The following is a 14693-nucleotide window of genomic DNA, read 5'->3' on the forward strand; positions in this document are numbered from 1 at the left end:
CTTGGGAGAAGGTGCCCGAAGGGCGGATGAGGACATGGGATATCAGCTTGTAACGTAGTTTCCGTGAGCTTGAGTTCTCCCGCCCTCATCCGGCGCTACGCGCCACCTTCTCCCGGAGGGAGAAGGGAAGCCTATGCTCATCGCCCTCAACAAACCCTTCAACGTCCTCTGCCAGTTCACCGACCGCAGCGAACCCGCGCGGCGAACGCTGGCCGAGTTCGGGTTGCCGGCCGGCGTGTACGCCGCCGGTCGCCTGGACTACGACAGCGAAGGCCTGTTGCTATTGACCAATGACGGCGCGCTGGCCAATCGCCTCACCGATCCGCAGCACAAACAACCCAAGACTTACTGGGTGCAGGTCGAAGGCATAGTCGACGACGACAAGCTGGCGGCCTTGCGCGAAGGCGTACAGTTGAACGACGGCATCACGTTGCCGGCACAGGCGCGCGCACTGGAAACACCAACGGAACTATGGCCGCGCGATCCGCCGGTGCGATTCCGTAAAACCATCCCGGATGCCTGGATCGAACTGACCATCACCGAAGGCCGCAACCGGCAGGTGCGGCGGATGACGGCGGCGGTCGGGCTGCCGACGCTTCGGTTGGTCCGAATTTCGATCGGCGACTACAGCCTGGGTGCACTCGCGCCCGGCCAATGGATGCCAATGTAGGAACGCCTCATGGGGCGCTCCTACGAAGGCTTCGATCAAGCTTCGGCGGAAGGCGTCGTTGCCTTGCGCGGGCGCGGTGCGCGGGTGGTGGTGCGGGAGGTCGACGTCGTGGTCTTGCGTGCCTTGCCGGTACCGTTCACACGCTTGGCTTCGATGCGCTTGGAACGACCCTCGATCGGCGCATTCGCCTCATCTCTCTTGCGCTTGCGGTGTGCGGCGTAAGCCAGCACGCCCACGCCGAGCGCGGCGGCGACCGCCACGATCGGGTTGCGGCGGACGAACTTCACCGCCACGCGGCCACCGGTCTTCACTGCACCTAACGCGGCACCGGTTTGCAGCAGTTTGCTGGCGCTGGGCCCGACGTGCTTGAGGCTGGTGCCGGCCTGACTGACCAGGTCCATGGCACGGTCGGTGATGGTGGTGAGCTTGCTCATGCGGGTGCTCCTTGTGTGCATGTCGAGGAGGGCAGTGTCCGCCGCCGGATGTTCAGGACATGTTAGCGCCCGTACCGCTGACCGACCGCGCGCTGAATACGATGCGCTACGTGCCGCGTGGCTTGGCGCGATGCGTAGCGATCGCCGACCATGGATCATCGGGCCGCGCCATAGGAGACCTTTCGCGACCTTTCGGCAACACCGTCGCCACGGGTGGGGCATGCGGACGCCGACGATTACGTGCCTCTGGGCTTGGCGCGATGGGTTGCTTGTGCGGTCCAGGGATCGTCCGGCCATGGATGTTTGGGGTAGCGTCCCTTCATTTCCTTCTTCACTTCCGGATAGGTGCGCTCCCAGAAGCCGCGCAAGTCCTGCGTGACCTGCAACGGCTTGCCGCCTGGCGACAACAGATGCAGCGTCACCGCGATGCGTCCTTCCGCCACGCGTGGCGTGTCGGCCAGACCGAACAGTTCCTGCAATTTCACCGCCAACACCGGCGACTGACCGTGGCTGTATTCGATTCTGCGTTCCATGCCAGAAGGCACGACGATGCGTGGCGGCGCCAGCAAGTCGATACGTTGCCGCTGGGACCATTCGACCCGGGATTTCAACGCATCGGCCAGTTCGTCTTCGCCCAACGCTTCCAGGCGGGTCTTGCCCACGAAAGCAGGTTGCAGCCAGTCGGACAGCGTCTCGAGCAGGGCTTCATCCGACAGATCGGGGAATCCTTCCCCCGGCACCCAATCGCGAAGGCAACGTGCGCGTTGCCGCCATTGCGCCAGTGAATCGCTCCACGGCAACGATTCCAGGCCGAGTTCGCGCACCGCCTCGGTGAGCGCGGCGGCGGCATGCTGGGGATCGACGCGACCGGCCGGCTTGGTTTCCAGCACGATCTGGTCGAAGCGGGTTTCGCGCTGCGCCGATAGCGCGCGCTTTGCCGCGTCCCAGCGCACCGCATCTTCGGTGACGAAACGTTGCGGGAATTCCTGCCGTAGCCGCGCCTCATCGACCGGCGCAGCGCGCAGGATCAATGCGTCTTTGGCTTCGTAGCGCAGCTCGCTGGCCACGAGCCAGGGCTCGCCGAAAATAGCGCTGTCGTCGAACACCCGCGCCATGCGTCCATTCGCCAGCTGATAGCGGCGCGGGTCGAGCGGATGCTGATGGCCGATGCGGTCCGGAAAAGCATGCGCCAACAGATCGCCGAGGCGATGCGCTTCGATTTCGCGCGGGGCCGTGCCGTCGACCCGCAATCGGCGGCGCCATTGTTTGGCTGCCGCATCGATCGCGGCCAGGCCGGAACGATGCGCATCGCCGGCAACTCGGCCCTGACGAAAGGCGGACAGCGCGCGCCAACGCGCGGCGAGCGCGTCGCCGCCGCTGCGCAGCGGATCGCGCGCTTCCACCAGCGCGGCGAGATCGCAGGCCAACGCTCGGTCTTCTTCGCCCTGCGCCGACAGCAGCATCGCCGCCAATCGCGGATGCGTACCAAGCGTCAACATGCGTTTGCCCAGTGCGGTAATGGAATTCGAATCGGCAAGCGCGCCCAAACTGCGCAACAGATCGCGCGCTGCCGACAGGGCGCCGGCGGGCGGCGCGTCCACGAAACGCAATTCGTCGCTGCCCCAAGCGGCGAGTTCCAGCACCAGCGACGCCAGCTCCACCTGCGCGATCTCGGGACGGCGTTGCGGTTCCAGCCGCTGCGATTGCGGCCATAGGCGATAAGCCCAACCTTCGGCGACACGGCCCGCGCGGCCGGTACGCTGATCGGCCGAAGCCTGCGAAATATTGACGATCTCCAACCGTGCGAAACCGCTGCTGGGGTCGTAACGCGGCTCGCGCGCCAGGCCGCTGTCGACTACCACACGCACGTCGGGCAAGGTCACGCTGGATTCGGCGACGTTGGTGGCCAGCACTACGCGGCGACGGCCTTGCGGGTCGGGCTGCAGCGCTTGGGATTGCTGTTCGACGGAGAGTTCGCCGTGGAGGGGAAGGAGGACAACCTCTTTCCCTTCTCCCTCCGGGAGAAGGTGCCCCGAAGGGGCGGATGAGGGTACGGCGGAGTCAGCTATGTCCGGACCATCGCTACTCCGCCGTACCCTCACCCCAACCCCTCTCCCGAGGGGAGAGGGGCTTAACGCCGCCTCCACTTTGGCTATCTCGCGTTGCCCCGGCAAGAAAACCAGCACATCGCCTGGATGTTTTTCCAGCGACTCCTCCACCGCACGACGGGCCCGCGACTCAAGAGACTCATCGCGTCGTCCCAAAAAGTACGCGACCGTCACCGGATAATTGCGACCTTCACTGCTCAACCTGGGTGCCTCGAGAAAACGCGCCAGCTTTTCGCCATCCAGCGTGGCCGACATCACCACGATGCGCAGGTCTTCTCGCAACTCCTTTTGTACGTCGAGCGCCAGCGCCAAGCCCAGATCGCCTGCGAGGTGGCGCTCGTGGAATTCGTCGAACAGCAAGGCGCCTACACCCTCGAGCATGGGGTCGTCCTGCAGCATGCGGGTGAGGATGCCCTCGGTGACTACTTCTATCCGGGTACGCGCGGAGATCTTGTTCTCGAAACGGATCCGGTAACCCACGGTTTCGCCCACCGCTTCGCCGAGCTGTCCGGCCATGAAGCCGGCGGCGGCGCGCGCGGCCACCCGGCGCGGTTCCAGCATCACGATCTTGCGTCCGTCTAGCCATGGCTCATCGAGCAGGGCCAGCGGCACCTGGGTGGTCTTGCCGGCGCCGGGTGGCGCTTCCAGCACCAGGCGCGAATGCGCGGCGAGCGAGGTGCGGATCTGCGGCAGCAGGGCGTGGATAGGAAAAGACGGCGAACTCATCGACAAAGGCTAACGGGAACTCGCGCATATTGCTGGGCCGGAGTGCGACGGAGTGCGGTAGCAGCTGTCATCGGCATGAGCTAGATTGCGGCCAGACCCCTTCGAAAGGATTCGCCGATGTCGTCTACACGCGCTTTTTCCCGCCTGCTCGCCCTCGCCCTGCTTCCGCTGTGCGGCTACGCCCACGCCGAAGTCTTCATCAACGAAGTGCATTACGACGACGCGACCTCCAGCGGCGATGTCGGCGAACGCATCGAGGTGGTCGCCACGGCTGGCGAGAGCCTCGGCACCTACCGCATCTACCTGTACAACGGTTCCTCGCCGAGCGCGGCGACCACTTACGACAACGACCTGGTGCCCGCCGGCAGTCTGGTGAGCTGCGGCGGCAGCGTGCGCATCGCTACGCTCAGCTACCCCAGCAACGGCATCCAGAATGGTTCGAACGACGGCATGGCGCTGGTGAACGGCAGCGGCAACGTGGTCCAGTTCCTGAGCTACGAAGGCGCCATCACCGCCAGCAATGGCCCGGCCGCGGGCCTCACCAGCAGTAACTTGCCGGTATCGGAGACCGGTAGCACCGCCGCCGGTACTTCACTGCAGCTGGGCGGCAGCGGCAGTCTGGCCAACTTCACTTGGCGCAATTCGGCGACGCAGACCTTCGGTGGCTGCAACAACAATCAGACCTTCACCGCCCCCAATCCGCCGCCAGTGGTGACCGCCACCACGCCTGTGCAGGGCGCGACCGATTTTCCCGCCGCGGGCGATCTTTCGGTCGGCTTCAGCGAAACGGTGACCCTGACTAGTGGCGCCTTCACCCTGGTTTGCGGCACCTCGGGCAATGTGGCGCTGACGCATGCCAGCTCGGGCGGCAGTTTCCTCGTTTCCACCAACACCGCGCTGTACGCCGGCGAAAGCTGCACCTTCCGCGTGGTGGCCAGCAAGGTGTCCGACGCCGGCGGCGCGCATCCCGCGCAGGACACGGCGATCGATTTCAGCGTGGCCAGCGGCAGCGGTGGCGGTAGCTACTATTCGCACGTCAACGCCAGCAGCGCGCCGCAATTGCGCTGCTCGCTGCATGCCACGATCAAGGGCCACACCGCGTATCCGTACAGCGGCGGCACCACCAACACCTGGACCATTCTCGAAATCGCCGACGAAGACCCCAACAACGCCGGCCGCATTCTCGATGTCTATCGCAATCGCAGTTATCTGAAGGGCAGCGAGCGAGCGGGCACCGGCACCGGCATCACCTACAACCGCGAGCACACCTGGCCCAATTCGCTCGGCTTCGGCAGCGCCACCGGCGATCTGGGCCTGCCGTATGCGCCGTACACCGATACCCACATGCTTTACCTGAGCGACACCGGCTACAACTCCGACCGCGGCAACAAGCCGTACGCGGCCTGCGCGCAGTCGTCCGGTTGCAGCGAGCGCGCCACCGAGTCGAACAACGGCTTCGGCGGCGGCAGCGGCACCTATCCGGGCAACGGCAACTGGTTCAAGGGCCCGGACGGCAACAGCGGTTCGTTCGAAGCCTGGGGCCATCGCCGCGGCGATATCGCTCGCGCGGTGATGTACATGGCGATCCGCTACGAGGGCGGCACCCATCCGGGCAACGGCCAGTCCGAACCCGATCTGGAGCTCACCGACAATCGCAGCCTGATCGTCATCACCTCCGCATCGCCCGCCTACATGGGCCTGCTTTCCACCTTGCTGGTGTGGCATCAGGCCGATCCGCCGGATACGGCCGAGCGCGAGCGCAATGAAGTGATCTACAGCTTCCAGGGCAACCGCAACCCCTTCATCGACCATCCGGAGTGGGCGACCTCGGCGCTGTTCACTTCGAGCCAGCCGGCGTCCTGCCAGTTGAACTAATCGCCGACCGAAACCTCTCTCCCGCAATGCGGGAGAGGGACGCGCGAAGCGCAGGGTGAGGGCCTCGCTTTTCGCGAAGAGCCGAGTCTTAACCTCTCTCCCATCATCGGAAGGGAGACCCAAAGTTCACCACGCGCTCTAAACTTCTCCGCATGCAACTCATCGATATCGGCGCCAACCTCACCCACGACAGCTTCGACCACGACCGCGACGCCGTGCTGCAACGCGCGCGCGATGCCGGCGTGGTGCGGATGATGGTCACCGGCGCCAGCCGCGAGCATTCGCCCAAGGCGTTGGCGCTGGCCCAGGCCCATCCCGGTTTTCTGTTCGCCACCGCCGGAGTGCATCCGCACCATGCGGTGGAGTACACGGACGAATGCGATGCCGAGCTGCGTGCCCTGCACGCGCACCCGGAAGTGGTGGCGGTGGGCGAATGCGGACTGGACTACTTTCGCGATTTCTCGCCGCGCCCGGCGCAACGGCGCGCGTTCGAGCGCCAACTGCAGCTGGCGTCTGACCTCGCTGTCGAAGGCTTGGGCAAGCCACTGTTCCTACATCAGCGCGACGCGCACGCCGATTTCATGGCGGTGATGAAGAGTTTCGAAGGACGGATCGGGCCGGCGGTGGTGCATTGCTTCACCGGTAGCCGCGAGGAGATGTTCGATTATCTGGACCGCGACTGGCATATCGGTATCACCGGCTGGTTGTGCGACGAGCGCCGTGGCCTGCATCTGCGCGAACTGGTGAAGAGCATTCCCGCGAATCGGTTGATGATCGAAACCGATGCGCCCTACCTGCTGCCGCGCACGGTCAAGCCGAAACCCTCGCACCATCGCAACGAACCGAAGTATCTGGCGCATATCGTGGAAGAGCTGGCCCGCGACCGCGGCGAAGACGTGGCGGCCACGGCAGCGGCCACAACCGCGACCGCGCTGGCATTCATGCGCCTGCCGCTCGCAAGCGCCTAAGGGTCTACAACCCCGCGACGAATGCGTCCGGGCCACCCTGATATACCAACAACGCCCCGTAGGACCTTAGACCGGTCCGCGAGCAATCTGTTCGGCCGCCCTTTCGCCGGTGCAAGCCGGCAGGTTTTTGCCGTCGCTGACCTGCTTTCCCGGGCAACTCCGGCTGGATCCACAGCCATTCCGTAATCAATATTACGCTATCTTCACGATTCTTTAATGTTAGAGGCAATTCGGGCTAGGATCGGGTTTCCTGGCGCTCCTTGCATATGGCGCTCAGGTAGGGGATCCATTTCACAGATAGCACTCATTCGGGGATAAACAATGAATTGCAAAACCACCAAGCTGCGCGACGCTATCGTCGTCGCGCTCGTTCTGGGGACCACGGCAGGGGGAGCATACGGACAGGAAGCGGCGAAGGACGATACCGCCACCACGCTTGACCGAATCGAAGTCACCGGCACCCGCATCCGCCAGGTCGACACCGAAACTTCGCAGCCGGTCTTACTGATCACCCGCAACGATATCGAGAAGCAGGGCTTCCAGTCGGTGGCGGACATCCTGCAGAACATCACCGCAACGGGTACGCCGCCGATTTCGCGCGCATCCCCGCTGTCCGCCGGCGAGAACGCGGGTGGCACCTTCATCAGCCTGCGCAATCTGGGCGCAGCGCGTACCCTGGTTCTGCTGAACGGCAAACGCCTGGGTATCAGCACCAGCGGTCTGTCTGATATCTCCACCATTCCCATCTCCGCCGTCGAGCGCATCGAAGTGCTGAAGGACGGCGCTTCGTCCATCTACGGTTCCGACGCGATCGCCGGCGTCATCAACGTGATCACGCGCACCAACTTCGAAGGAGCGACCGGCAGCGCCTACTTCGGACAGTACGGCCAAGGCGATGGCGCGATCACCAAGGGCGACTTCGTGATGGGCTTCACCGGCGACCGCGGGTCGCTTACCCTTGCGGCAGAATGGCGGGACGAAGAAGAAGTCAAGGCCAGCGCCCGCGACTTCAGCGCCTTTCCGCGCTCGTCCTTGCACCCGACCGACAACTGGACCACGGTTGGTCAATATGGCGGCTTTGTCACTACCGCGACCACGCCGATTCCCGGCGTTCCCACCGGCACCCGCGTCGTCCTCCGCGATGGCGGCAATCCGCGCAATCCGGCCGATTACCGTCGCCAGGACATCAACACGGGTACTTGCGTAGGCGCTACGGTGGAAACCGGTTGCGCTCCGGGTTCGATCGCCGACAAGAGCAACACCAACCAGCAGACCGACCTGCGCACCCCCTTGGAAGACAAGGCGCTGTGGGTGGATGGTGTGTTCGACATTACCGATCATGTCCGTTTCCGCGGCAATTTCCTGTACAGCAACCGCCTCTCGACGCGTACCGTCGCTGGTTATCCTCTACAGGCAAGCTCGGCTTCCCGTGGCGGTAATGCGGTACTCGCCGCAACCAGCTATTTCAATCCGACCGGCGCGGCGATCTCGAACTGGTGGCGTCGCACTTGGGAAGTGCCGCGAGTTTCGGATTCGGAACTCACCACCTATCGGTTCGTCGGCGGTTTCGAAGGAAGCTTCGACTTCATCAATCGCACCTTCGATTGGGACGTGTCCTATCTCAAGAACCAGAACAAGCTGGTGCAATCGACCTTTGGCAACACCAATATCCCGGCTTTGCGGGCTGCTATCGGTCCGTCGTTCCTCAATGCCCAAGGCCGCGTGCAATGCGGCACCGCAGCTGCGCCGATCGACTTCGTGAATTGCGTGCCGTTCAATCCCTTCCTGCCGTACGGACGCGAAGGCCAGGGTGGCCTGACCAACAACACCGATCTGCAGAATTTCCTGTTCCAGCAGGAGCATGCGACTGGGCAAACGGACACGACGGTCATCTCCGCCAACCTCACCGGTTCTCTGTTCACCCTTCCGGCCGGCGAGCTGGGCTTCGCCTTCGGTCTTGAGAACCGCAAGGAGTCGGGCAAGTTCGTACCCGATGCGCTAGCGGTGACCGGACAGTCGACCAACCTGTCTTCCGGACCGACCCACGGTGGTTACACCGTGGACGAGGCTTATCTGGAAATGCAGGTTCCGATCCTGGCCGACATGCCTTTCGCGCAGGAACTGACCGTGAATCTGGCCAGCCGGTACTCCGACTACGATACCTTCGGCGATACCACCAACAACAAGATCGGGCTGAAGTGGAAGCCGTTCGAATCGTTGATGATTCGTGCAACGGCGGCAGACGGATTCCGTGCTCCGACCATCGCCGACCTCTATGGCGGCGGTTCGCAGACCTTCACCAACTTCACCGACCCTTGCGACGTGGTGTTTGGGCAGTCGACCCCGGGCTCGACCACGCGCGCCAATTGCGTGCGTGACCTGGGCGCACTGGGTAATACCTACCGCCAGTTGGGACAAGGATTGGTGCCGGTCGGTGCGCCGAACGCGCAAACGCCAGTGCCCTTCACCTCGGGCTCCAACCCTACCCTGCTGCCTGAGCAGTCTAAGTCGCAGACCATCGGCGCGGTCTGGAGTCCTTCCTTCGCCGAAGGCCTGAATCTGGCCTTGGATTGGTGGAAAGTGCGCATCGCCGACACCATCGTGGCCGATTCGCCCAACAACATCCTCAACGACTGCTACGTGCAGGGGATCGCCAGCCGTTGCTCTTCGGCACTGTTCACGCGCGATCCCGTGTTGGGAATCCCGGTGGTGACTTTCGGCGGACAGAATGCCGGTTTCCGCAAAATCGAAGGCTATGATTTTGATGTCAGCTATCGGTGGAGCACCGACAACTGGGGAAGCTTCTCGGTCGTCTCCAACAGCACCTACACGTCCAAGGATTTCTTCGTCAGCACGAATTCCCCGACGTACGCGACTTCCGCGGTTGGCTTCGGCAGCCAGTTCCGGCTCCGTTCCAACCTCAATCTGGGATGGGAATACGGGGCTTTCGGTATCAGCTGGATGGCACGCTATTACTCCTCGATGAAGGAAACCTGCACCTACTTCGTACCGGGCGCAGCCAATATTGAGGGTCTGGAATGCAACCATGTCTCCTATGAGCCCACCGGTGGGTTCCTGGCAGACGGAAGCCCGGCCAGCGCGGTATTCCGCCGCAACCGTATGGGCTCCAACACGTTCCATGACGTGCAGATCCGCTGGCAGGCGCCTTGGGATGCCACCATCTCGATAGGTGCCAACAACGTATTCGCGCATTATGGGCCGGTCATGTACACCCAACCGAGCGCGAACGTTTCGTACTACGGTGGTTTCGACATCGGACGTTTCGTGTACATGAAGTACACGCAGAAGTTCTGACCCTAACGGGTAATACGCTCCTCTCTACGGCCCTCTTCGGAGGGCCGTAGTTTTTTGTGTGCCGAAACGGCGCTACGGCCGCTAGTTCGAATCAACGCGGTCAATCGGCAGAGACTTGGCTCATGCTCAGTTCGTAGGCTTGCAGATTGCACCAGGCAGCGTTGAGTAGTGGCGTCTCGATACCGGAAGCGCGGGCGCGATGAAGCATGTCGCCGACGATGTGCGCTGCTTCGACTCGTTGTCCTGCTTCCAGATCACGCAGCATCGATGCCTTCACCGGCGAGTCGGCTTGCGTGAGCGTGGCCAATGCCGTCGTCTGCGAGGTTTCGGGAACGGACTGCCCCACCGCTTCGGCCACGGCCAAGCATTCGCTGTACAGCGCATGCATAAACTCGCTGCCGCCCTCGCCTGCGACGATAGCGCCGACGCTCGCGCGCATCAGGCAGGTGCCCGCAGCGAGCGCGGTCAGGAAGCTATATTTGATCCAGAGTTGCTGACTGATGTTTGGCGAGGCCAGATGATCGAGCCCGGCCTGCCCGCACAGCCGCGCGAAGTTGCGTACGCGGGCGCTGTCGGGGTTGCCTTCACGCTCGCCGAAGGTGATCGATGCCGGTTTTCCGAGATGCAGCACCTCGCCGTCGGGACCTTTCATTGCGCTGATGAAACACAACCCGCCGAGCACGCGTTCGCAGCCGAAGCGCGCGTCCAGTGCCGTGTAATGCAGCAGGCCGTTGAGGATGGGCATGACCGCGGTCTGCGGGCCGACCGCCGGAGCGATGGCGTCGAGCGAGCTGTCCAGGTCATAGGCCTTGCAGCTGAGCAACACCAGGTCGAATGACTTTTCGGTCGCCAGCGTCTTCAGTTCTTCGGCGACAGCATGCACAACCGGGAAATCCGCATCGCCGAGCGAACTGCGGATCTGTAGGCCATGCCGTTCGAGCTGCGTCGCGCGTGCCGGGCGTACGAGGAAAGTAACATCGGCGCCGGATTGGGCGAGACGGCCTCCGAAATATCCGCCTGTACCGCCGGCGCCCAGGATAAGAATGCGCATGGAGAATTCTCTCTTTTGAGTGGACTGCCGAATTTCCAGGGCTACCGATCCACCGTTGCCGCTGCCGCGCCCGCCGCCAGGACCTCATCGATCTCTCGCTTGATCTCGAGGCAGTCCTCGTCGTAGCGGACTTTGCGATCCTGATCTTGCACCGAATGCGATTGCGATTCGTATTGGCTGTTACCCATCCGCATCAACTCTGCAGTGCTTCGAAAACCGGCTTCCATGCCCTCCAGGTACATCTTCTGGTCCAGCGCCACGCCGGTGCGGCGCACGACGCGCTCCGCCCGGTTGACGAATGCAACGGCCAGCGCGATTCCGGTCTCCCGGGGCAGATCGCAGTAGCGGGCCTGTGCCAGCTGCGTGCCGTCGACTTTCGCCTGTTGATAAAGGTCCGCGCCAGACTGCTCGGCGGCACTTTCGGTGCTTTGTGTCGGACCATCCTCTGCGGAAGCAGCAATCGGGCTTTCGTCGTAATCGGTCCGGTAGATTTGGTGCAGCGAATCGAAATCAATTCGAGCCAGTCGACAGGCCTCCGCCTGCATTTCCGGCGCGGTCTCTAAAGTATCCACGGCCAGCCTTTCCTGCATCGCCGATACGCCCGCCTGGAATGCGTCCGCGTATTCGGCCGCATCGAAGGACTCGCTGGCGGCGGCCGTCCGCGCGATCTCTTGCGCTTTCATCTCCCGCTCCAGACGTTCGATCTCTACTTCCGGAAACCTGCAACTGCGGGCCGTGGCGATTATTTCGCCATAGGCCTGGATCAACGAGGTTTCGCCTTCCTGAGCATACTGACTGAGCCGCGTCTCCAGCGACTCCTCGGGCACCTGTGCCTGCAGCAACAGCAACAGCCACCAAGCACTCACACCGTCAGCTCCGCAGCCCCACGCCCCGCTTCAACAACCACAATCCCAACGCTCCCAACACCGCCACGAAAATCAGCATCAGCGCATAAGCCACCCATACCGGTACGTCGCTGGTGCCTAGCAACCCGTAGCGGAACGCGTTGACCATGTAGAAGATCGGGTTGGCATGGGTGGCGGCTTCGGCCCACGGCGGCAGTAGCTTGACCGAATAGAACACGCCGCCCAGGTAAGTCAATGGAGTGAGGATGAAGGTCGGCACGATGGCCACATCGTCGAACTTCTTCGCGTACACCGCGTTGATGAAACCGGCCAGCGAGAAGATGGTGGCGCCCAGCAGCACCGTGGTCAGGGTGATGAAGGGGTGCGGCACGCGCACCTTGGTGAAGAACATGGCGATCACCAGCACGATGGCGCCGACCATCAGCCCGCGCAGCACCGCGCCGGCCACGTAGCCGCCCAGGATCACCCAATTGGGCATCGGGCTGACCAGCAGTTCCTCGATATGGCGGCCGAACTTAGCGCCGAAGAAGCTGGAGGAGATGTTGCCGTAACTGTTCTGGATCACGCTCATCATCACCAGGCCGGGGACGATGAATTCCATGTAGGTGTAACCACCCATATCGCCGATGCGCGAGCCGATCAGACCGCCGAAGATCAGGAAGTACAGCGTCATGGTGATCGCCGGCGGCACCAGGGTCTGGCCCCAGATACGCAGGATGCGCATGATCTCGCGGCGCACGATGGTGCCCAGGGCGACGAAGTTTTTCTGCAACGCGGTGGTCTCGTTCATGCCGCCTGCTCCCGCTTGGCCGCCGCTTCATCGCCGGTCAGGCGCACGAACAGCTCCTCCAGCCGGTTGCTCTTGGTGCGCATGGAGCGCACGCGGATGCCGGCCTCGCCCAATGCGGCGAACACGCGGTTGAGATCCATCGCGCGCGGCATGTCCAAATCCAGGGTATGGCCGTCGGTGGCCATCAAGGTGGTGCCTTCGATCGCCGGCAGCTGCGCCGGCAGTTCGCCATCGATATCGAATACGAAACCTTCCACGTCGAGCTTGGCCAGCAACGCGCGCATCGGCCCCTGCTCGACGATGGTGCCGCGGTCGATAATCGCCACGTTGCGGCACAGGCTTTCCGCTTCCTCGAGATAGTGCGTAGTGAGGATGATGGTGGTGCCCGCAGTATTGATGTCCTTCAAGGTCTTCCACATGCCGCGGCGGATCTCGATATCCACGCCGGCGGTGGGCTCGTCCAGGATCAGCAAGCGAGGACGAGTCATCATGGCCCGGGCGATCATCAGCCGGCGCTTCATGCCGCCTGACAAGGTGCGCGACATGCTGGTGGCCTTGTCCCAGAGCTGGGCCCGCTTGAGTTCTTCCTCGGCGCGAACCAGCGCCTCGGCGCGCGGCAGCCCGTAGAACCCTGCGTAGTTGACCAGGATGTCGAGGGGCTTTTCGAACATGTTGAAGTTCAGTTCCTGCGGCACCAGGCCGAGCAGGCGCATGGCGCTGTCGCGGTCCTGGGACAGATTGACGCCGAACACCTCCACTTCCCCGGCCGTCTTGTTGACCAGCGAACTGACGATGCCGATCAAGGTGGACTTGCCGGCGCCGTTGGGGCCGAGCAGAGCGAAGAAATCGCCTGGCGCGACCTGTAGCGACACGCCTTTAAGCGCTTGCACGCCGGTGTCGTAGGTCTTGCGCAGCTCGGTGACGGAGAGAGCGGGGGTGGCCGCGGAGGGCGCGGCTTGAGGAGCAACCATATTGGGCCTTGCGGCGCCAACGGGGCGCCCGGAGTATGCAAGCGCTTATTATAGGCGTCCCGTCGGGCCGTCCCCGGCACCAGACTGTTCCGGTTCCGACCCTTGGCCATCGTCCATTTCCCGCTCAAGTTGGTAGAACGCCGCATGCTGGCGCCCTCCGTCGGTCACTACGTGTTCGCGCGTGGCGACGGCCAGCCGCTGGATTTCATCCCCGGCCAGTTCATCCAGGTGCATTTCAGCTACGCCGACGGCACCTCCACCAAGCGCAGCTATTCGCTGGCCACCATCCACGACCACGCCATCGGTCCTGGCGAAAGCGTGGAAATCGCCGTCAGCTACGTGGCCGGCGGCGCGGCCACCGCTTTGTTCGAAGGTCTGGAGATCGGCGGCAGTATCGACGCCAGCGGCCCGTACGGGCGTTTTTGCCTGATGCCGGGCGACGCCAACAAGCGTTATCTCTTCATCGGCACCGGCACCGGCGTCACCCCTTACCGCGCGATGTTGCCGCAAGTGGAAAAACTGATCGCCGAGCGCGGCATCGAAGTAGTGCTGCTGTTCGGCGCGCGCACCCCGGAAGAGTTGCTGTACGGCGATGATTTCCGCGCCTTTGCCGACGCCCACCCGCGGTTCCGCTTCGTCCCCTGCTTCTCGCGCGAGTTGCCGGAAAACCCCCATGCCGACGTGCGCCGCGGTTACGTGCAACAGTTCCTGGCCGAGTTTTCGCCCAACCCGGAAACCGACATCGCTTACCTGTGCGGCAATCCCAATATGGTGGACGCCTGCTTCGAATCGTTGAAGGCCGACGGCCTGCCGATTCCGCAGATCCGGCGCGAGAAGTACGTTTCGTCGAAATGACCGCTTCCCTTCTCCCATCGGCGCCCGAAGGGTGTGCACGGCTGAGAAGGTGCCCGTAGAGCCT

10 protein-coding genes and 1 pseudogene are annotated in these 14693 nt (G+C 63.3%); 5 read left to right on the forward strand and 6 right to left on the reverse strand.

All coding sequences use genetic code 11. The annotated features are described in order from the left end of the window. Nucleotides 1-133 precede the first annotated feature (133 nt). The gene (locus AC1DTQ_RS06385) at nt 134-670 is read left to right on the forward strand and encodes a pseudouridine synthase (protein ID WP_477848684.1); all 537 of its coding nucleotides are present in this window, start codon (nt 134-136) and stop codon (nt 668-670) included. 35 nt (nt 671-705) lie between these two features. On the opposite strand, the gene AC1DTQ_RS06390 is transcribed toward AC1DTQ_RS06385, so the two are convergent. Together AC1DTQ_RS06390 and hrpB are read right to left on the reverse strand one after the other, a co-directional pair. After that, on the reverse strand, nt 706-1104 hold the full coding sequence (locus AC1DTQ_RS06390) for a hypothetical protein (protein WP_477848685.1): 399 nt from the start codon (nt 1102-1104) through the stop codon (nt 706-708). Between the two features lie 236 nt (nt 1105-1340). Then, nucleotides 1341-3938, reverse strand: coding sequence for an ATP-dependent helicase HrpB (gene hrpB, locus AC1DTQ_RS06395; protein ID WP_477848686.1), 2598 nt, complete (start codon nt 3936-3938; stop codon nt 1341-1343). A gap of 117 nt (nt 3939-4055) precedes the next feature. Between hrpB and AC1DTQ_RS06400 the strand changes: the two genes are divergently transcribed. The 3 genes from AC1DTQ_RS06400 to AC1DTQ_RS06410 all read left to right on the forward strand — a co-directional run bounded on the left by AC1DTQ_RS06400 (nt 4056) and on the right by AC1DTQ_RS06410 (nt 10096). Continuing rightward, nucleotides 4056-5813, forward strand: coding sequence for an endonuclease (locus AC1DTQ_RS06400; protein WP_477848687.1), 1758 nt, complete (start codon nt 4056-4058; stop codon nt 5811-5813). A 152-nt stretch (nt 5814-5965) separates the two neighbouring features. Next, on the forward strand, nt 5966-6781 hold the full coding sequence (locus AC1DTQ_RS06405) for a TatD family hydrolase (RefSeq protein ID WP_477848688.1): 816 nt from the start codon (nt 5966-5968) through the stop codon (nt 6779-6781). A 321-nt stretch (nt 6782-7102) separates the two neighbouring features. Then, nucleotides 7103-10096: a TonB-dependent receptor domain-containing protein gene (locus AC1DTQ_RS06410; RefSeq protein ID WP_477848689.1), complete on the forward strand. Its 2994-nt coding sequence runs from the start codon at nt 7103-7105 to the stop codon at nt 10094-10096. A gap of 100 nt (nt 10097-10196) precedes the next feature. On the opposite strand, the gene panE is transcribed toward AC1DTQ_RS06410, so the two are convergent. From panE to AC1DTQ_RS06430, 4 genes are read right to left on the reverse strand one after another with little or no spacing between them, the layout of a single operon-like run. Further along, nucleotides 10197-11147 carry a 2-dehydropantoate 2-reductase gene (gene panE, locus AC1DTQ_RS06415; RefSeq protein WP_477848690.1) on the reverse strand — a complete coding sequence of 317 codons (951 nt, stop codon included), beginning with the start codon at nt 11145-11147 and terminating at the stop codon, nt 10197-10199. Nucleotides 11148-11188: 41 nt separating this feature from the next. Beyond that, entirely contained in the window at nt 11189-11995 is an 807-nt protein-coding gene (locus AC1DTQ_RS06420) for a hypothetical protein (protein ID WP_477848691.1), read from the reverse strand. 22 nt (nt 11996-12017) lie between these two features. Then, complete coding sequence (locus AC1DTQ_RS06425; protein ID WP_477848692.1) at nt 12018-12803, reverse strand: ABC transporter permease; 786 nt, start codon at nt 12801-12803, stop codon at nt 12018-12020. Further along, nucleotides 12800-13774, reverse strand: coding sequence for an ABC transporter ATP-binding protein (locus AC1DTQ_RS06430; RefSeq protein ID WP_477848693.1), 975 nt, complete (start codon nt 13772-13774; stop codon nt 12800-12802). Before AC1DTQ_RS06430 ends, AC1DTQ_RS06425 begins: the two co-directional genes overlap by 4 nt. Before the next feature lie 35 nt (nt 13775-13809). On the opposite strand from AC1DTQ_RS06430, the pseudogene AC1DTQ_RS06435 reads away from it, so the two are divergent. After that, a pseudogene (locus tag AC1DTQ_RS06435) lies at nt 13810-14629 on the forward strand (FAD-binding oxidoreductase). Nucleotides 14630-14693: the final 64 nt, after the last annotated feature.

It is taken from the genome of Pseudoxanthomonas sp. P4_B2, from assembly GCF_056402315.1.